The organism is Gordonia sp. NPDC003585 (assembly GCF_040610755.1).
Classification (GTDB): domain Bacteria; phylum Actinomycetota; class Actinomycetes; order Mycobacteriales; family Mycobacteriaceae; genus Gordonia.
Genome location: NZ_JBEXMX010000021.1, coordinates 48,006 through 64,568 on the forward strand (window position 1 = coordinate 48,006; position 16,563 = coordinate 64,568).

16 protein-coding genes and 1 pseudogene are annotated in these 16,563 nt (G+C 65.3%); 10 read left to right on the forward strand and 7 right to left on the reverse strand.

From position 1 onward, the window contains the following. Positions 1 to 7: 7 nt before the first annotated feature. Entirely contained in the window at positions 8 to 820 is an 813-nt protein-coding gene (locus ABZW74_RS07975) for a MerR family transcriptional regulator (protein WP_240859456.1), read from the reverse strand. Positions 821 to 975: 155 nt separating this feature from the next. Here ABZW74_RS07975 and sigK point away from each other — a divergent pair, with 155 nt between their 5' ends. Beyond that, positions 976 to 1,554, forward strand: a complete 579-nt coding sequence (gene sigK / locus ABZW74_RS07980; RefSeq protein ID WP_240859458.1) for an ECF RNA polymerase sigma factor SigK — start codon at positions 976 to 978, stop codon at positions 1,552 to 1,554. Between the two features lie 144 nt (positions 1,555 to 1,698). On the opposite strand, the gene clpB is transcribed toward sigK, so the two are convergent. Continuing rightward, on the reverse strand, positions 1,699 to 4,251 hold the full coding sequence (clpB, locus tag ABZW74_RS07985) for an ATP-dependent chaperone ClpB (protein ID WP_240859460.1): 2,553 nt from the start codon (positions 4,249 to 4,251) through the stop codon (positions 1,699 to 1,701). Positions 4,252 to 4,473: 222 nt separating this feature from the next. Here clpB and ABZW74_RS07990 point away from each other — a divergent pair, with 222 nt between their 5' ends. After that, complete coding sequence (locus ABZW74_RS07990) at positions 4,474 to 5,670, forward strand: DUF3089 domain-containing protein (protein ID WP_240859462.1); 1,197 nt, start codon at positions 4,474 to 4,476, stop codon at positions 5,668 to 5,670. Here ABZW74_RS07990 and ABZW74_RS07995 read toward each other — a convergent pair. Further along, positions 5,664 to 6,503 (reverse strand): TetR/AcrR family transcriptional regulator, encoded by an 840-nt coding sequence (locus ABZW74_RS07995; protein WP_355275444.1) that lies wholly within the window; start codon positions 6,501 to 6,503, stop codon positions 5,664 to 5,666. The genes ABZW74_RS07990 and ABZW74_RS07995 overlap by 7 nt on opposite strands. Here ABZW74_RS07995 and ABZW74_RS08000 point away from each other — a divergent pair. The 3 genes from ABZW74_RS08000 to ABZW74_RS08010 all read left to right on the forward strand — a co-directional run bounded on the left by ABZW74_RS08000 (position 6,390) and on the right by ABZW74_RS08010 (position 7,565). After that, positions 6,390 to 6,842, forward strand: coding sequence for an ester cyclase (locus tag ABZW74_RS08000; RefSeq protein WP_240859468.1), 453 nt, complete (start codon positions 6,390 to 6,392; stop codon positions 6,840 to 6,842). The two genes, ABZW74_RS07995 and ABZW74_RS08000, sit on opposite strands and share 114 nt — an antisense overlap. A gap of 91 nt (positions 6,843 to 6,933) precedes the next feature. Continuing rightward, on the forward strand, positions 6,934 to 7,173 hold the full coding sequence (locus ABZW74_RS08005; RefSeq protein WP_240859469.1) for a hypothetical protein: 240 nt from the start codon (positions 6,934 to 6,936) through the stop codon (positions 7,171 to 7,173). After that, positions 7,170 to 7,565, forward strand: a complete 396-nt coding sequence (locus tag ABZW74_RS08010; RefSeq protein WP_276614999.1) for a type II toxin-antitoxin system VapC family toxin — start codon at positions 7,170 to 7,172, stop codon at positions 7,563 to 7,565. The genes ABZW74_RS08005 and ABZW74_RS08010 overlap by 4 nt, the downstream gene beginning before the upstream one ends. Before the next feature lie 46 nt (positions 7,566 to 7,611). Here ABZW74_RS08010 and ABZW74_RS08015 read toward each other — a convergent pair whose 3' ends face one another. Beyond that, the gene (locus ABZW74_RS08015) at positions 7,612 to 9,171 is read right to left on the reverse strand and encodes an FUSC family protein (RefSeq protein ID WP_355275447.1); all 1,560 of its coding nucleotides are present in this window, start codon (positions 9,169 to 9,171) and stop codon (positions 7,612 to 7,614) included. 74 nt (positions 9,172 to 9,245) lie between these two features. On the opposite strand from ABZW74_RS08015, the gene ABZW74_RS08020 reads away from it, so the two are divergent. From ABZW74_RS08020 to ABZW74_RS08030, 3 genes are all read left to right on the forward strand, one after another. Continuing rightward, on the forward strand, positions 9,246 to 9,524 hold the full coding sequence (locus ABZW74_RS08020; protein ID WP_240859476.1) for an antibiotic biosynthesis monooxygenase: 279 nt from the start codon (positions 9,246 to 9,248) through the stop codon (positions 9,522 to 9,524). 459 nt (positions 9,525 to 9,983) lie between these two features. Beyond that, complete coding sequence (locus tag ABZW74_RS08025) at positions 9,984 to 11,993, forward strand: DUF222 domain-containing protein (RefSeq protein WP_355275450.1); 2,010 nt, start codon at positions 9,984 to 9,986, stop codon at positions 11,991 to 11,993. Continuing rightward, positions 11,984 to 12,466, forward strand: a complete 483-nt coding sequence (locus ABZW74_RS08030; RefSeq protein WP_355275452.1) for a TspO/MBR family protein — start codon at positions 11,984 to 11,986, stop codon at positions 12,464 to 12,466. The genes ABZW74_RS08025 and ABZW74_RS08030 overlap by 10 nt, the downstream gene beginning before the upstream one ends. A gap of 6 nt (positions 12,467 to 12,472) precedes the next feature. On the opposite strand, the gene ABZW74_RS08035 is transcribed toward ABZW74_RS08030, so the two are convergent. Further along, positions 12,473 to 13,897: an NAD(P)-binding protein gene (locus tag ABZW74_RS08035; RefSeq protein WP_355275453.1), complete on the reverse strand. Its 1,425-nt coding sequence runs from the start codon at positions 13,895 to 13,897 to the stop codon at positions 12,473 to 12,475. A gap of 163 nt (positions 13,898 to 14,060) precedes the next feature. On the opposite strand from ABZW74_RS08035, the gene ABZW74_RS08040 reads away from it, so the two are divergent. Together ABZW74_RS08040 and ABZW74_RS08045 are read left to right on the forward strand one after the other, a co-directional pair. Further along, a complete protein-coding gene (locus ABZW74_RS08040) occupies positions 14,061 to 15,101 on the forward strand; it encodes a hypothetical protein (RefSeq protein ID WP_355275455.1) in 1,041 nt (346 codons plus the stop codon). A gap of 64 nt (positions 15,102 to 15,165) precedes the next feature. Then, complete coding sequence (locus tag ABZW74_RS08045) at positions 15,166 to 15,798, forward strand: sulfatase-like hydrolase/transferase (RefSeq protein ID WP_355275457.1); 633 nt, start codon at positions 15,166 to 15,168, stop codon at positions 15,796 to 15,798. Between the two features lie 22 nt (positions 15,799 to 15,820). On the opposite strand, the pseudogene ABZW74_RS08050 reads toward ABZW74_RS08045, so the two are convergent. Together ABZW74_RS08050 and ABZW74_RS08055 are read right to left on the reverse strand one after the other, a co-directional pair. Next, positions 15,821 to 15,970, reverse strand: a pseudogene (locus ABZW74_RS08050) (MFS transporter); the annotation flags it as partial. A gap of 86 nt (positions 15,971 to 16,056) precedes the next feature. After that, a partial coding sequence (locus ABZW74_RS08055) for a zinc-binding dehydrogenase (RefSeq protein WP_355275459.1) occupies positions 16,057 to 16,563 on the reverse strand: 507 nt, incomplete at its 5' end.

Here is a 16,563-nt window from a genome sequence, read left to right on the forward strand (position 1 = left end):
CCGCGGGTCACCCGACGATCGGCATCTGTAGCTCGGTCCGCCAGTTCTCCTCGGGTTCGGGGTGAGTCGCGAGGTAGACCTCGCGCGCAGTGCCGTCGGTGCGGTAGCCGTTGTCCTCGATCCAGGTGGCGAGCGTCTGATAGCCCTCGCCGATGTCGACCATCCTGCCCACGTGCAGGTGGCACGCGGCCCGCTCGACGCCCGGCAATGTCACCGACTCGAGCCCGTCGACACTGACGCCGTCAGCCACCGGGCATGCCGCGGTCACCGTCAGTCCTTCACCGTCGGGGACGTAGGTGGCGATCGCCTCACCCGCCGGCGCGATACCGGCAGGCCCGAGAATCTCGAACATCCGCCCGAACAGTCCCCGGATCACCGGGCCCACGTCTTCCGGATCCGAACTCGCCGACACGTCCGTCAATGTGAGAACCCGAACCGGAGCAACACTTTTCATGACAACCGAGCTGGTACTCATGGTGCCTTCCCTTTCGATGATGCGGAGTCTCGCCTCGATCCGGGTGAGCCGATCCCGGTCTGCCGCAATCTGTTCGGCCACCTGCGCACGACGCAGACGTAGCATTCCCCGCAGTTCGGCGGGGTCGACGTCGGCGTCGATGATGCGGGCGACCTCGGCGAGGGTGAACCCGAGATCTTTGAGGGCGACCACGCGGTTGAGGCGTCGTAGCTGATCGGCCTCGTAGTAGCGGTACCCGGTGTGATCGTCGACCCGCGCCGGTTGCAACAGGCCGATCTGGTCGTAGTGTCGAAGCATCCGGATCGACACCCGGCCCATCGTGGCGAAATCTCCAATGGTGAACATGACACCGACCACGCTCCTGTCTCACATGGTGTGAGGGTCAACCCCGGCGCACCGAGAAGGCGCACCGTTACCGTTTCGTGACCCTCGGTTGCGAATGCATCCCAGTGCCACGTCCACCCGTGAGCTTGCCACCCGCCGCTCCTAGCGTCGATCACATGACGACACCGCGCACGCACCCCGACCCCTCGCCCGGCGAGTTGTCGTTGCTGGTCAAACGCGTCGCCGACGGCGATCGTCAAGCATTCGCGCAGTTGTACGACCTCACCTCACCACGCGTCTACGGCATGGCCCTACGGGTGATCCGTGATGCGGGATTCAGCGAGGAGATCACCCAGGAGGTGTATCTGACGGTGTGGCGGACCGCGGCGTCGTACGACACGAGCGGCTCGGTGATGGCCTGGCTGCTCACGATGGCCCACCGCCGATCCGTCGACCGCATCCGTTCGGAGACCGCCAGCCGACGCCGCACCCTGACGCATGGTCGGGAATCGGTGACACCGGCCTTCGACGAGGTCGCCGAGATCACCGAACGACGCGAGACGGTGCGGCTCATCCGAGCCGGACTCGCACACCTCACGCCCGTGCAGCGCGAGTCCATCGAACTCGCCTACTTCGACGGCCTGACGTATCGCGAAGTGGCCGAACGCCTCCAGGTCGCCCTGCCCACCGTGAAGTCCCGCATCCGCGACGGCATGCGGCGACTGCGGCTCAGCGTTGTCGACGCAGCCGCGTAGACGACATTCGTTTGCGCGAGCGGCGGTGTGCGGAAAAGCGAACCAGGCAACGGAGGGCACTACTGAAAACGGGCCCCTGACGGCACTCCTCCGAGATTGTCCCGGAAGGCACCCGTCAGGGGCCCGTTTTCAGTCACTCTCAGATCAGCCGAGCACCAACGACTCTCCGTCGGCACCGACGTTCACCGGCACCACGTCGCCGTCGCGGATGTCACCGGCCAGCAACGCCTTGGCGAGGCTGTCGCCGATGGCCTGCTGCACCAGCCGCCGTAGTGGGCGTGCACCGTAGAGCGGATCGAATCCGCGCTCGGCCAGCCATTCCTTGGCCTTGGGCGTCACTTCCAGTTCCAGTCGACGCTGGGCGAGGCGCTTGGCCAACTGCCGCAGCTGAATGTCGACGATGGAGACCAGTTCCTCGGGGCTCAGCGCGTCGAAGACGATGACGTCGTCGAGGCGGTTGATGAACTCCGGCTTGAACCGCGCGCGCACCGCCGCCATCACCTGGTCCTTGTCACCGCCGGCGCCCAGGTTGGACGTCAGGATGAGGATGGTGTTGCGGAAGTCCACGGTGCGGCCCTGACCGTCGGTCAGCCGACCCTCGTCGAGTACCTGCAGCAGCACGTCGAACACGTCCGGGTGGGCCTTCTCGATCTCGTCGAACAGGACCACCGTGTACGGGCGACGCCGCACCGCCTCGGTCAGCTGACCGCCGGCCTCGTAGCCGACGTAGCCGGGAGGGGCACCGACAAGCCTTGCCACACTGTGCTTCTCGCCGTACTCGCTCATGTCGATGCGAACCATGGCGCGTTCGTCGTCGAACAGGAACTCCGCCAGCGCCTTGGCCAGCTCGGTCTTGCCGACACCGGTCGGGCCGAGGAACATGAACGATCCCAGCGGCCGGTTCGGGTCGGCGACACCGGCCCGCGCACGACGCACGGCGTCGGACACGGCGACCACGGCGTCCTTCTGTCCGATGACGCGATGGCCCAGTTCGTCCTCCATGCGCAGCAGCTTGGCGGTCTCGCCTTCGAGCATCCGGCCGGCGGGGATTCCGGTCCACGCCGACACGACCTGAGCCACGTCGTCGGGTCCGACCTCCTCCTGCAGCATCACGTCTTCGCTCGGGTCGGTGCCGGTCTTCTCGATCGCGGCCTCGAGTTCCTTCTCCAAGCCGGGGATCGTTCCGTACCGCAACTCGGCCGCACGTCCCAGATCGCCGCCACGTTCGGCCCGATCCGCCTCTCCACGAAGCCGTTCCAGCTCCTCCTTGGTGTCGCGGACCGCGTCGATGGCGGTCTTCTCCGACTGCCAGCGGGCGCTCAGTTCGTTGAGCTTCTCCTTCTGGTCGGCCAGTTCCTGACGCAGCTTGTCGAGCCGCTCCTTGGAGGCCGCATCCGTTTCCTTCTGCAGCGCAACCTCTTCGACCTCCAGACGGCGGACGATTCGCTCGACCTCGTCGATCTCGACGGGGCGCGAGTCGATCTCCATCCGCAGCCGCGACGCGGCCTCGTCAACGAGGTCGATGGCCTTGTCGGGCAGGAAGCGGGAGGTGATGTAGCGATCGGAAAGCGTTGCGGCAGCAACCAATGCGGAGTCGGTGATGCGTACACCGTGGTGCACCTCGTAGCGTTCCTTCAGTCCGCGCAGGATGCCGATGGCGTCCTCGACCGACGGTTCGCCCACGTACACCTGCTGGAAACGACGTTCGAGTGCCGCGTCCTTCTCGATGTACTTGCGGTACTCCTCGAGGGTGGTCGCACCGACCAGCCGCAGCTCACCGCGGGCGAGCATCGGCTTGATCATGTTGCCGGCATCCATCGCGGAATCGCCTGTCGCACCGGCACCCACGATGGTGTGCAGCTCGTCGATGAAGGTGATGACCTGGCCGGCCGACCCCTTGATCTCGTCGAGCACGGCCTTGAGCCGCTCCTCGAATTCGCCGCGGTACTTGGCACCGGCGACCATCGAACCCAGATCCAGGGAGATGACCGTCTTGTTGCGCAACGACTCCGGCACATCGCCTTCGACGATCCGCTGGGCCAGGCCCTCCACGATCGCGGTCTTGCCGACGCCGGGCTCACCGATGAGCACCGGGTTGTTCTTGGTACGACGACTCAGCACCTGCACGACGCGTCGGATCTCGGTGTCGCGACCGATGACCGGGTCGAGCTTGCCCTCGCGAGCAGCCGCGGTCAGGTCGGTGGAGTACTTCTCCAGCGCCTGATACGTCGACTCCGGGTCCTCGGAAGTGACCCGCGCGGTTCCGCGCACGGCGACAAACGCCTCGCGAAGCGCCTGGGGCGTCGCGCCGACGTTGTGCAGCAGTTTGGCGACGTCGGAGTCGCCGGTCGCCAGACCGACCAGGATGTGTTCGGTCGAGACGTACTCGTCGTCGAGTTCCCCGGCAAGCTGCTGCGCTGCCGAGATCGCCGCGATCGACTCGCGGGAGAGTTGAGGCTGCGCGCTCGCGCTGGACACCGTCGGAGCACGATCGACCATCGCCTGGGCTTGGCTACGAACGCTCGACGGGTCCACGCCCACCGCTTTGAGCAGCGGCGACGCGATGCCGTCGGACTGATCGAGCAGCGCCACCAGGATGTGGGCCGGTCGCACGTCGGGGTTTCCTGCGCTTGCCGCCGCCTGCACAGCAGCACTCAACGCTTGCTGTGTCTTGGTGGTGGGGGTGAAGCTGTCCACTCGCGTGCACCTTTCTCTTTAGTCCAACAGGCTCAAGTATGAGCCATCCGAAGGGTGCAACGCCATCAAAGTTGAGTACATTCCGCTCAAGTCCGACAATAGTATGATCTAGATCACTTCATACGGTGTATGCTCAGCGAGTCATTTGTTGCGCGCCGCCGACGAACCCCTGGTGAGAATCGCGGGCCCGGATCAGCGACGACTGACTTCGGGGAGGTTGCCATGCTGCATCCTGAATCGCGAAGAGCCCACGCCCTGAGTTCGCGCGGGACGTTCCGATTGCGGATAGTGGTCGGCCTCGCCATCGCGTCGCTTGCCCTCACCTTCGGAGTGCACGCGCCGGCCGACGCGGCGCCGCCCCCCACGCTGTGGCTGTGCAGTTCGGCGATGACCGCCGACCCGTGCGACCTGCCGCAGGACACCACCGATCTGCTAACCGGACGCGTAACCAACCCACTACCGGTCACCGCTGCCCAACGGTCGGTGGATTGTTTCTACGTCTATGGGACGGCGACCAACACGTTGTCCCTCAACGCCCCACTGGTTGCCGCTCCGGAAATCAAGTCTGGAGCGGAGCTCCAGTCGGCCCGGTTCAACAGCATGTGTCGGATCTTTGCTCCGGTCTACCGGCAGATCTCGCTGCCGGGCCTCGTGGCAGTGAATCTCGGCGCTACCACCGAACCAGTGGCAATCGCCTACCGCGACGTACTCGCCGCGTGGAACAACTACCTCACCCACGCGAACATGGGTCGCGGCGTGGTCTTCATCGGCCATTCCCAGGGCACGTTCCTGCTTCGCAAACTGATTCGCGAACAAGTCGATCCCAATCCTGTGGTGCGTGCACGCCTCGCCGGCGCCATCCTGTTGGGCGGAAACGTGAAGACCGCGCCCGGGAGGACGGTCGGTGGCGACTTCAACAACATCCCCATCTGCACCCGGCACGGTCAATACGGATGTGTCACCGCGTATTCCACGAATATCGTCTATCCGCCACTGTCCTTGCTCGGCAATAGCTCGCTCGATATCGTCTCGCTGCGTTTCGGATTGCCGATGGGGCCGAACTATCAGGTGGCCTGCACCGATCCGGCCGTGCTGAGTGGAAGCCGCAGGCCGGTCGGCATCACCGTGCCCAGCAAGCCGTATGCGCCGGGCGCCATCGCAATCGCGCTGGGCTATACGACTTTTCCCGAGGCATGGCCGACGTCGTCATCGACCTGGACGATCGGACGCGGTCGCGGCGTCGGCCGCTGCGAAGAAGTGAACGGCTACCGGCAGTATCACATTCGCATGGTTGTGCCCCAACAGATCAACGAGGCACCGCTTTTCGACTTGCATGCGCTCGACATCAACTTCGGATTGGATCGCCTGGTCGCCATCGCCTCTCAACAGGCCGCGAGCTGGCACGCGCACTCTCACTGACCCTCTTCAACCGTGAGCGTGTCGACGACGACGTCTCCCAGCCACGCCTCCAATTGCTCAAGGCTCCAACCGCATCGGCGTACCAGGCGGTCGGCGACTTCGATTGATGTTGCGGTCCAGAGGATGTCGGTCGCAGTGGTGGGCGTCAGGGTGTCGGGCAGACCGAAGCGGTCGGCGATGTGCCTGACCACGGATGCGTTGCCGGTGCGGCGTTCCCGTTCGATCGTGTCGACGAACTCCGTCAGTGCCCGGTCGGCACCCGGCCCCTCACCGAGAAGGACACCGAGCAGCGGGCCCACGCGGTGATACATGAGGCAACCCATGTGGATGTAGGCACGCAGTGTCGATGCGGCATCGGGTTGCTCGAAGACCCTGGTCATCATCGGCCGGATCGCGATGGGCTCCGGTTCGTCGTCGCCGGCCAGCAGCACGTCGTACACCGCTTTCACCACGGCCGCCTTCCCGCCGACAGAGTTGTAGATCGTCTGCGGACTCACTCCGGCTTCGCGGGCCAGGGACGCCACTGTCATCGAGTGATAGCCATGCCGGAGTAACTGGTCCTTGGCTGTGGCGAGCACTCGTGCTCTCGTCTCGCGCGCCGCCTGCTCGCGTTGCGGACTCACGTATGACCGAGGTGTTGACACCAAGCCCCCTTTGGGTGGATTATCATTCCACTGGAATAGTCTTCTAGCCAAAATCATAGCCCAAAGGAAACCCTCATGTACGACACTTCGAACCCCGCTCTGCCTTCGGTGCATCGCATCTTCGACGCGATCAACACCGGCCAATTGGACGCTATCCCCGAGGTGGTCACCGACGACTTCGTCGACCATGGGTCACCCGTACCGCTGCCACCCGGTCCGGCCGGGTACACCCAGATCCTTGGGTTCGTGACCGGCGTGCTGGATGTGCGCTACGAGATCGCCGACATCGTCAGCACCTCGGACCGAATCATCGTCCGCGCCAAGGCCTACGGTCGCGGCGTTTCAGCCGTACACGGCGAGGCCGGCGCCGGGAAGCCGTACGAGATGGACACCCTGCACATCTACCGCACCGAAGGCACGCGGCTGGCCGAGCATTGGGGTGTACGCGACGAGCTCGGGGTGTTGATCCAACTCGGCGTCGTTCCCGCACCGCAGCTGCCGCCGCTGCCGGAGGTCGGGGCGAGGTGATGACCCCGCACGTTCGCGCTGCACGACAACGACCGGGTCACCGCACGGCGTGTATCACACATGCATGCGCTATTCATGCTAGTTTCATGAAGTGAGCACTCTTCAGATCCGCAACCTGCCGGAGGACCTTCACGCTCAACTCAGCGAGCGCTCGGCCAAGCTGCATATGTCCATGTCTGAGTACGTCACCAAGCTCCTGCGCGACGACATGAGTCGTCCATTGTTCAACGAATGGGCCGCAACTATCCGAAGCGAAGGGCCGGGACGCAGTATCGACGTCGTGGGCGCCCTCGATGCAGTACGCGATGAATATGATGCCGGCGAGAAATGAGGCGAGTGGTCGACGCGAGCGCGCTGGTCGACGCCGTACTGCCGTCCGCACGGCAGGCAGCCGCCCTGCGATCAATGTCGGGCTACGAACTCTGGGCACCGACAATACTCGACATGGAAGCATTGTCGGCGATCTGGCGACTTCAGCGGACATCGCAGATCAGCTCTGCGGAGGCCGAGCGCGCGGTCAAAGCGGTGTGGACAGCTCCGATCCGACGTGCCGAGAGTGTTCAAATATCAAGCGCAGCATGGGATCTGAGAACTTCGGTGCGAGTATCCGATGCGTTCTATGTCGCCACCGCCAGATTCTATGATGCCGACCTCATCACGTCTGATGCGCGACTATCCCGCTCCCCCGACATTGGAGTTCCGATTGTGGTTCTGCCGCAATGAAGCTCGGCATCGCTGCTGGAGAAGTGGCGATCTCCTGCGCCCGTGGTCACCCCTGCTTTGTCAGTAACGCATAGCCCTGTCGATGCAATCGGTGGTGTCTCGGCCACTGGGTGAGCATCCACGCCGGATCACTGAATCCGGCCTGGGACACTGCCGTGGTCGCGGCCTCGAGTTCGAACTCCAGTCGTCGGCGACGTCGGCCGGCATCGGCCGGACCGTCAGCCTCGACCGCCTCGATCGCGTCGACGACACGCCGCTCGGAATCCAGCAGCACCGCGCGATACCCGCGCGGGCGCACACACCACAGCGTCACGACCGCCACCCCGACCCCGATGACGGTCTCCGCGATTCGCCCGATGACGGCCTCCGACAACGGCTCCTGCGGCGCAAGTGCGCCCAGCGTCATGGCCAGCGGGGTGATGAACACCATCGCAATCGCGTAGTTGACCACCAGGAAGATCTCGGTACCCGCCATCAGGACAACCACCGTCAGGATCAGCAGCACCGCAGACCCCAGCACCGGGGTGATCACGGCGAGCACACCCACTCCGATCACGGTGCCGACACAACGATTCAACGCACGCCAGCTGCCCGTGACGCGATCAGGCCCCTGGTGCAGGATCATGGCCGCGGTGATGACGGCCCAGTCCGGCCGGCCGAGGTCGACGGCGATCGCGATGCCGCCGGCGACCACGCACGCGACGGTGAGCCGCAACGCGAGCACGGGGATTCGCGGCCGGCGGAGTCCCCACCGCAATCGTTCGCCGACTCTGGCGCGTGGAAGCACCATCAGGTCGAGTTCTTCTTCAGACACACTCGTCTCGACCTTCTGGTCCTCGGCAAAGGCGATCACTGCCAGCAGCCGACGATGGATCCGGCTCAGCGCATCGGTCGGCGCGACCGCCTGGCCCCGGAGCCCGGCATCATCGAGACAGTCCCACGCCTCGTGAAGTGCATGAATCGCTCTGCGTCGCAGCAGGTCATCGTGTGGCTGGCGTGCGAGCGCATCGACGGCCGCGCCCGCCCGGGTCACCGCTTGCGCCTCCGGACCGTGACGGTCGAGCAATGCCGGCGTCATCGCAACGCCGAGTGCTACCACCGCGCCGATCGCGGTCCACAACACCACAGCGGGCGCGCTCGCGGTGCCGTCGAGCACCAACACCGCGGAGAGTTCAGCGCACAGCAGTAGCAGAAACGAGCCGGGAGCACGCTCCCGCAACGCGTCCACCCAGATTGCCGCGAGCACCACGACTGCCGTCATCATCGCGATGACTGCGATCCAAGCGCCGACCGACGCCGCACCCGCGAGGTGCCCGACTCCGGCGCCTACGGTGGCGCACGAGATCAGCGCCAATCCGTATCCTGCGACGACCTTCCATCGCGTCCGATACGGTCGACGTTCGCCATACACGACGGCGAACGCACCCAACGCCGACAAGGCCGCGGCCGCTCCGTGCCCGTTCGCCAGACCCACGGCGGCCGGGATCGCTACCGCCAGCGCGGCCCGGAACGCGCCGCCCGCACGTTCACCGACTCCGGAGACCTCCAGCAGAACCTGCCGAAGCCCCGGGCGTTGCGGGGAGCCGGGTTCGGTTTCGGCGGTCATCTGATGATCCAATCATCGCGGCAGAGGTGCCTGCGACTTGCACGGTCACCGACTCAAGAGGCACCGTATTCGACGTGGAGCCCAACGTCGTACTGCGTGGCCGGTTGCTCTGTGCCGATGATGACGAAGCGGCCATCGTCGTGCGCCTACTCCCCCGACACATCGAACTCACCCGCGCCGAACCCGGGTGCCTGTCATTCACGGTGCAACAGAATGCCGAGGACCCGCGCACGTGGGATGTCGACGAGCGTTTCGTCGACGCAGCTGCATATCAAGCGCACCAGGACCGGGCCAGGTCGAGCGAATGGGGACATGCGACCGCCGGCATCCGACGCGACTACACCCTCGAGTAGTCGTGCGCGTAGGGACTCTGTACGAGTCAGATTGTGTAACTGCATATTCCACTTCGCTCTGCTGGCGCGTACAGATTTCGGCGCGAGTGTCGATTGCCAGCCTTGCCGCCGCTCCCTGAGGTGCGACGAGCGTTAGCCGCCGGGCTGAGGAGCCCCATGCGAGGTACGAGCACGGAGCGTCTCGAAGTCGAGGAGCCTCGAAGGGCTGCGAGCAGTCCCGCCAAAGCCCGCAACGCGTGGCTCTCCCAACATCATTCGATGATCGACATTCTTGTCGGTGGCGTGTTCTACCCTGGATGCAGTCGATCGGGGAGGGTCACGATGCGCGGAGTTCAGTCGGAAAATGCTGCACAGTCAACGATTTCGCGTGCTTAGTCCACAACCAGATTCTGGGCGACGAGAATTGTCGGTGGCCCGTTCTAGTCTGAATCCGGTCAATCGGAAAGGGGGTGACAGGGGATGTCGATTGAGGAGTACGCAGACGACGCGGTGTACTGGCCGCAGGTCGATGCCGCGGTGTTGGGGGTTCCGGATCTCGCGGTGATCGACGACGACAAGGCCGTGTCGATCAACGACATGGTCGCCTCGTTCGGTCACATCGAAAGAGGGAAATCCTACTTCTCCTGGCTCTCGTATCAGATTGCGGCCGAACTACATACCCGGCTGGTGGAGCCGACGATGGATGACGACACCGACTGGATCGATCAACGTGCGCAGTGCGCGATGCGGATCGCGGCGTCGTTGGCGATCTCTCAGTTGACGGCCGAGTGTTTGTTGGGAGAGGCGATCGCTTTGCGGGATCGGCTGCCGCTGGTGTCGGCCTGTTTGTGCGACGGTGTGCTCACCAAGGCACAGACCGTCGCGATCATCGGCCGCACCGACCTGGTCGGCGGTGACCACATCGGCGAGGTGGATGCCGCGATCACCAAGGAACTCCGTAAACGCCGCGGCCGGTGGTCACCCCAAGCGATCCGGGATCTGGCCGACCGGATCGTGTTCCGCCACGACCCCGAAGCGGTGCGGGAACGCCGTAAGCATGCCAAAGGCCAACGTGCAGTGTGGGTCGAGGACCTCGGCGATGGGATGGCCACCCTGGCGGCGTCGATGACCGCGGAGAACGCGCGTATCGCGGTCGCCGCGGTCCAGGCGTTGGCAGGCACCGTGTGCTCCAAGGATGGTCGGGGGAAACGGGCCCGCAACTCCGATGCGGCGTTCGCCCTGTTGTCGGGCACCCGGTTTGAATGCCAGTGTGGGCGTGCCGAGTGTGATGCCGAGATTCCCGAACCCGGAACGCTGCCGCCGGCCCAGGCGCGGATCGTGTTGCATGTGGTGTGCGAGGAAACCACCCTCACCGACGAGTCGAACACCACTCCCGCGCATATGAATGGGTTCGGGGTGATCTCGGCCGAGCATGCCCGTGAACTCGCACAACGCCCCGACGCGGTCATCAAACCCATCAACCCCCAACCCGCACCAGCCCAGCCGACTCCGACCCCGCCAGGTGACCTTTCTGACGACGCCACCACCCCGCTCCCTGAGGTGCGAGGAGCGCAAGCGACGAGCCTCGAAGGGCCTGGCGAGACAGCGTCGGACACCACGCCACCGGTCTGTGACGTGCCCGAAGCAGCGTCGGTCGACGAAGGCATCCCCCCGCTCCCTGAGGTGCGAGGAGCCCTGGCCGCCGGATTGAGTAAGGACCGGGCGAGCCTGCGAGCCGGGACCGCATCGAAATCACCGAGCCTCGAAGGGCCTGGCGAGACACCGTCGGAAAACACCACCGATCGGCCGTTGAACTGTGAGAAACCCACCCGAGGTAACCCAGATTTCTGGCGCCGCATCCCCGAACCCACTCCACCACAACCACCACCACCGCCAATGCTGAGCGCGGTGCCGCCGGGTCTGGCGCCGCATCTGCCGTCGAACCCGTATCGGCCTTCGACCGCGCTGATCACCTACATCCTGTCCCGTGAGGGCACCTGTTCGGTTCCCGGCTGCACAAAACCGGCCTGGGAATGCGAACTCGACCACGTCTCCGAGTACAACCACGACGACCCGTACGCCGGCGGGCACACCGACCCCGCCGGGATCGGCGCCAAATGCCGATTCCACCACCTGGCGAAAACCCTCACCGACTTCATCGACGACCAAATCCTCGACGAACACGGCCGCCCGCACACCACCTGGATCACCCCCGAAGGACTCGTACTACCCGGGCGGGCCGACTCGATCATCGACATCGTGCCCGCCCTCGGCCGAATCCGGTGGCAGCCCCGCCGACACCCGCACCCGACCGCGGGTCATCTTCGACGGCACCGGCGAACTCCCCAAGAAACGACGCCGACCCCGCACCGTCGACAAACACCTCCGCCGACAACGCGAACGCCTGCGCAACCGACTCCGCATCGAAGCCGAACCCCCACCACCCTTCTGATCAGGGATCAGATCCGTACCGTGGAACCATGCGATTGAGAACCTTGCTGTCCACGGGAGCCGCAACCGCGGCCGCAGCCGTCGTCGGGAGTTCCGCTTCGAGATCCGCCGTCGACACTTGGTATCCGACGCTGCGCAAACCACCTTTCACGCCTCCTCCGGTGGTGTTTCCGGTGGCATGGACGACGCTCTACGCCGACATCGCCGTCACGTCCGCCGCCGCGCTCGACCGCCTCGAAGACGAGCACCGCGACGACGAGCGCCTGCGCTACGCGGCGGCACTCGGCACCAACCTGGCGCTCAACGCCGGCTGGAGCTGGTTGTTCTTCGGAGCCCACCGACTGGGTCCGGCCGCCGTCGCCGCCGGCCTCCTGACAGCCAGCAGCGCCGACCTGACCCGACGCACCGCACAGGTCGACGCGCGCGCCGGCACTGCAGTGGCGGCATACCCGGCATGGTGTGCTTTCGCCACACTGCTGTCGACCGAGATCTGGCGCCGCAACCGCCGCTGATCACGGTCACGGCAACGCCGACAACTCACCCATTCTCAACAGACCCGGCCCCGCCCACTCGGCAAGTCGCGCGGAGGCCGACGCGACGGCTGGGTCCTCGCGTGCGTCCGGACCGATGCGCGCCGGATTCAGCGCACAACCATTGGCCCACGCGGCGATGTCGTCCTCGGCCATGAAGCTGCGCGTGGCCATCGAACCGCGCAACTGCATACGAATCCAGTCAATAGGGCTGTCGGCCAATGCGTTCGGGGGGCAAAGACGATTCCGATCACGATCGTCGTCGCGCGTCGCCTCGACGTAGCCGGCAAGCGCGGCACCGAAACACGGGAAACCCGCGCGGATCGTCTGCAACCGAATCTTCTCACCCCACAGCGGCACCAGCGGCGGGTACTTCAAACCCGCTGCAGCACAATGCACCACCACAGAGTCGGGCGGCAGCGGAACCGCGCCGCCGTCGAGCACCACCTCGCGTGCCGATATCCCCCGGACATGCCCCAGTCGAACGACATTCTCGACCGAACGCAACAAGTCGAGTTCCCACTCCCCCAGAGTCGGCGCCTTGGCCATTGTCGGTAGCAAACCGCGGTCGATGCGCATCATGACGCCGGCCGCTTCCAGACGCAGGAAAAAGTCATCGACACTATCCGCGCGGGCAGCAGCCTCCATCGTATCTGCGGACAGCTTCAGCGACACCAAGGGATCTGGCTGCACCACAGCACGATTCAGCATCCATGGCTCACGCGGGCGCACCCACGTGATCCGATTTGATGCAACGCCATGACCGAGCAGCCAGGCGATCGCGTCGGTCGCGGTCTTCCCGGCACCGACGATCACGAAGTTACGAGGTGTCATCGCGCCGGGAGCGAAGCGAGCGGGCGAAATCGGCTCCGACAGGTCGGCGATTCGGTTGACCGCGACCACTGGCACATCGTCTGCGACTGCGAAGGGTGGCGGCGTCGACGCCGGAATCGACGGCGACAGATAGGTGGCGTCCACGACGCGCCGACGTACTTCGACGGACACGGTCTCCCCCGACACCCGCGACGTCACCAGATGGGCGTCACCGTCGGTGCGGTACTCACTGGCCGACAGGAAGGTCACCCGGCCCGACCCGACGAAGCGGCGACGCATGATGTCGTCGAAGTACGCTTCGATCGCGGGCTTGCGCGCCCGCTCACCGAGCCCCTTTTCGGGTCCGCTCAGCTGGACCGAACCGTCCCCGAGCAGCGTCGACGCCACCCCATAGAACGACGACGCCTGATGCAGATGCACGAACGGATACGCGTCGAGCCAATGTCCGCCGGCAGCATGTCGGCGGTCGACGATCGTGACGTGTACGTCAGCGTGGTCGATCAGCGCATCGGTGAATGCCATACCCATCGCACCGGCACCGACCACGAGGTAGTCGGTCGTCAGCGTCGTGGCCGTCATCGCTCACCTCCTCATACGCCCTGGACTGAACGTAGCCCCTCCACCATCCACATCGTCATCCGGTCGATGCACAACCACATTCCGACTGCCGCGTACAGCCAGAACTCGGGTTACGCTCACGGCTCACCTCGCAACGGGGGTTTGCGAGTGAGTTGGGGAATGAATGCAGACCATCACCTTGTCGCGCAGCGATGCCAAGAACTACGCCGACCTCGTCTTCGGCGAATGGCCTGCCCATCGCCGGTTCGGTCACCAGGCCGGGTCGATGCCCGAATGGCAACAGATGGCACTCATCAAGGAGATACGCGACGGCACCACGATCACCAACCTCCAGATCTTTCACGACGGCGCGTGGGCGCACCCTCCTCGTGACCTGCCGTTCGCCTTGGACGAGGCCATCGACGACGTCGCCCACCAAGCACGGGCGCACGCACAAGAGCTGAGCGTCATCTTCACCGTCGAACGTGCCACCCGCACAATGCAATTACGACTGGTCACCGGCAACGAGGCGCTGCCATGGTTCCTGTGGCGCCAGGTTCCCGAACGCCTCGACGCACTCTTCGGCCGCACCCGCGACCTGACGGCAGGTGCACGTCCGATTTCCCTGGAGGACAACCACTTACGTGGCACAACCGTCTGCCTCGCGTCCAACACGACCACACCGTTCACCGTCATCTCGTCGGCACCGTCGGTCACACGGGAACTGACGATCGTTTCCGACCACCGGCCCGACGACGAGATCCGCGTCCCCTACGACCAACTGCTCATCCGGGACAAGTTCCTGCCCGAGCACCACGCGGGCGAATTCACCCAGGACCTGGTGGGTGTGTGGCGCATGCACTCGGCGCACCAATCGGGAGACGAACCACAACCGATCGAGGCTCCGATCGAACTCACCATTCGGGCGGATGGCTCCTTCTACGAACTGTCCGACGGCGTCGACCCGGCGATCTACTTCTTCGATTCGGAGGGTGCTGGCGGCCACCTCGGACGCCCCTTCCACGGATATCTCGCCACCGCAGACGGACGCGACTACGTCATGGGTCACAACGGCACACCGAATGGAATTGCTCGCGTGGCAGACGATCTCGACATCGTCGAAGAACTCGTCCGAGATGGCGACCAGCTCTGCCGAACACAAAACGTCGTGGTCGACGGAATCCACCGGTACCGGACCACCATGCTGTATCGGCGCGTCGAGTAACGCCACTTTGGCGCAGTGAACACGAAACCCGGTCCGGAACGCGCCCAACTGCAATGCTCATCAGATGTCAGTCAGTCGTAGGCAGGTGCTCTCGGGTGGGGCGGTCGCCGGACTCGCCGCCGCCACCTCCGGCATCGGACGCACCGAAGCACGTCCTCGACGTCGACCCAACTTCCTCGTCCTGGTCAGTGAGGACTGCGGAGCCCAGCATCTCGGCGTCTACGGTGGACGCGCCCACACACCGACCATCGACCGGCTTGCCGCCACCGGCATCCGGTGGACACATGCGTTCTCGGCCGCCCCCGTCTGCGCACCGTCCCGGTTTGCGATGATCACCGGCGTCGCACCCGAGAGCTGCGCACCGGCCAACCAGATGCGAGCGGCCGGCGCGCTGCCGACCGAACTCAACGGCGCGGGCTGGACCCAATTCCTGCGCGACGCCGGCTACTACTGCACCAACAACGCCAAAGAGGATTACAACGCAGCAGGACTCGACCTGCGACGCACCTGGGATGAGTCGTCACCACAAGCACACTGGCGCAAACGTCCTCCCGGTGCGCCGTTCTACGCGGTCTTCAACCCGACGATCCACGCCCCGATTGTGGCCGGCGAATCGATTGCCGTGCATCCATTTCGGCGTCGTCAACCCAGCCATCGATCAGCGATGCGAATCCGAACACCGCGAGCCCACCGATGAACAGCCGACGCCGACCCAGCAGGTCGCCGGCTCGTGCGCCGAGGAGCAGCAGTCCGCCGAAGACCAGCGTGTAGGCGTCCTGCACCCAGGACAGCGCCGTCGGGGACATCTTCAGGCCGTCGCGGATACTGGGCAGGCCGGTGAAGATCACCGAATTGTCCAGCAGCACCATGAAATAGCTGATCAGGATGATGGCCAGGATCGCGGTCGGCGCCTTCGTCGGTGCCGACGTGGGCGCCGCTGCTGTCGTCACCTCGGTCACGGCCGGACCATCACCTTCAGTGCCTCCCGGGCATCCATGGCCGCATACGCTGAGGGTGTCTCATCGAGTGCGACGGTCCGGTCGAACACCCTGCCGGGCACCACGGTTCCGTCGAGCACGGCCGGGAGCAGTCGGTCGATGTAGGCGCGCACCGGAGCCGGGCCGCCCGTGAGAGTGACGTTGGGGCCGAACAGGCTGCCGAACCCGACCGGCGCCTCGTCGTACTGCGGCACCCCGACCCGGCTGATGACGCCACCGGGGCGCACCACGCCGACCGCCTGGTCGTAGGCGGGGCGATGCCCCACCGCCTCGAGCACGATCACGCTGCCCAACCCGCCGGTCAGCTCCCGTACCTTGTCGATGCCGTCCTCGCCACGCTCGGCCACCACGTCGGTGGCGCCGAACTCTCGGCCCAGATCGGTGCGCACCTCGTGCCGCCCCATCAGCACGATCTGCTCCGCACCGAGTTGGCGGGCCGACAGCACGGCCAGCAGCCCGACCGC

Excerpts from the sequence above, each read along its gene's own strand:
- ABZW74_RS07975 (WP_240859456.1), bottom strand. The coding sequence starts at position 820 with ATGTTCACCATTGGAGATTTCGCCACGATGGGCCGGGTGTCGATCCGG.
- sigK (WP_240859458.1), top strand. The coding sequence starts at position 976 with ATGACGACACCGCGCACGCACCCCGACCCCTCGCCCGGCGAGTTGTCG.
- ABZW74_RS07990 (WP_240859462.1), top strand. The coding sequence starts at position 4,474 with ATGCTGCATCCTGAATCGCGAAGAGCCCACGCCCTGAGTTCGCGCGGG.
- ABZW74_RS08000 (WP_240859468.1), top strand. The coding sequence starts at position 6,390 with ATGTACGACACTTCGAACCCCGCTCTGCCTTCGGTGCATCGCATCTTC.
- ABZW74_RS07995 (WP_355275444.1), bottom strand. The coding sequence starts at position 6,503 with ATGGTCGACGAAGTCGTCGGTGACCACCTCGGGGATAGCGTCCAATTG.
- ABZW74_RS08010 (WP_276614999.1), top strand. The coding sequence starts at position 7,170 with ATGAGGCGAGTGGTCGACGCGAGCGCGCTGGTCGACGCCGTACTGCCG.
- ABZW74_RS08015 (WP_355275447.1), bottom strand. The coding sequence starts at position 9,171 with ATGACCGCCGAAACCGAACCCGGCTCCCCGCAACGCCCGGGGCTTCGG.
- ABZW74_RS08025 (WP_355275450.1), top strand. The coding sequence starts at position 9,984 with ATGTCGATTGAGGAGTACGCAGACGACGCGGTGTACTGGCCGCAGGTC.
- ABZW74_RS08030 (WP_355275452.1), top strand. The coding sequence starts at position 11,984 with ATGCGATTGAGAACCTTGCTGTCCACGGGAGCCGCAACCGCGGCCGCA.
- ABZW74_RS08035 (WP_355275453.1), bottom strand. The coding sequence starts at position 13,897 with ATGACGGCCACGACGCTGACGACCGACTACCTCGTGGTCGGTGCCGGT.
- ABZW74_RS08040 (WP_355275455.1), top strand. The coding sequence starts at position 14,061 with ATGCAGACCATCACCTTGTCGCGCAGCGATGCCAAGAACTACGCCGAC.
- ABZW74_RS08045 (WP_355275457.1), top strand. The coding sequence starts at position 15,166 with ATGTCAGTCAGTCGTAGGCAGGTGCTCTCGGGTGGGGCGGTCGCCGGA.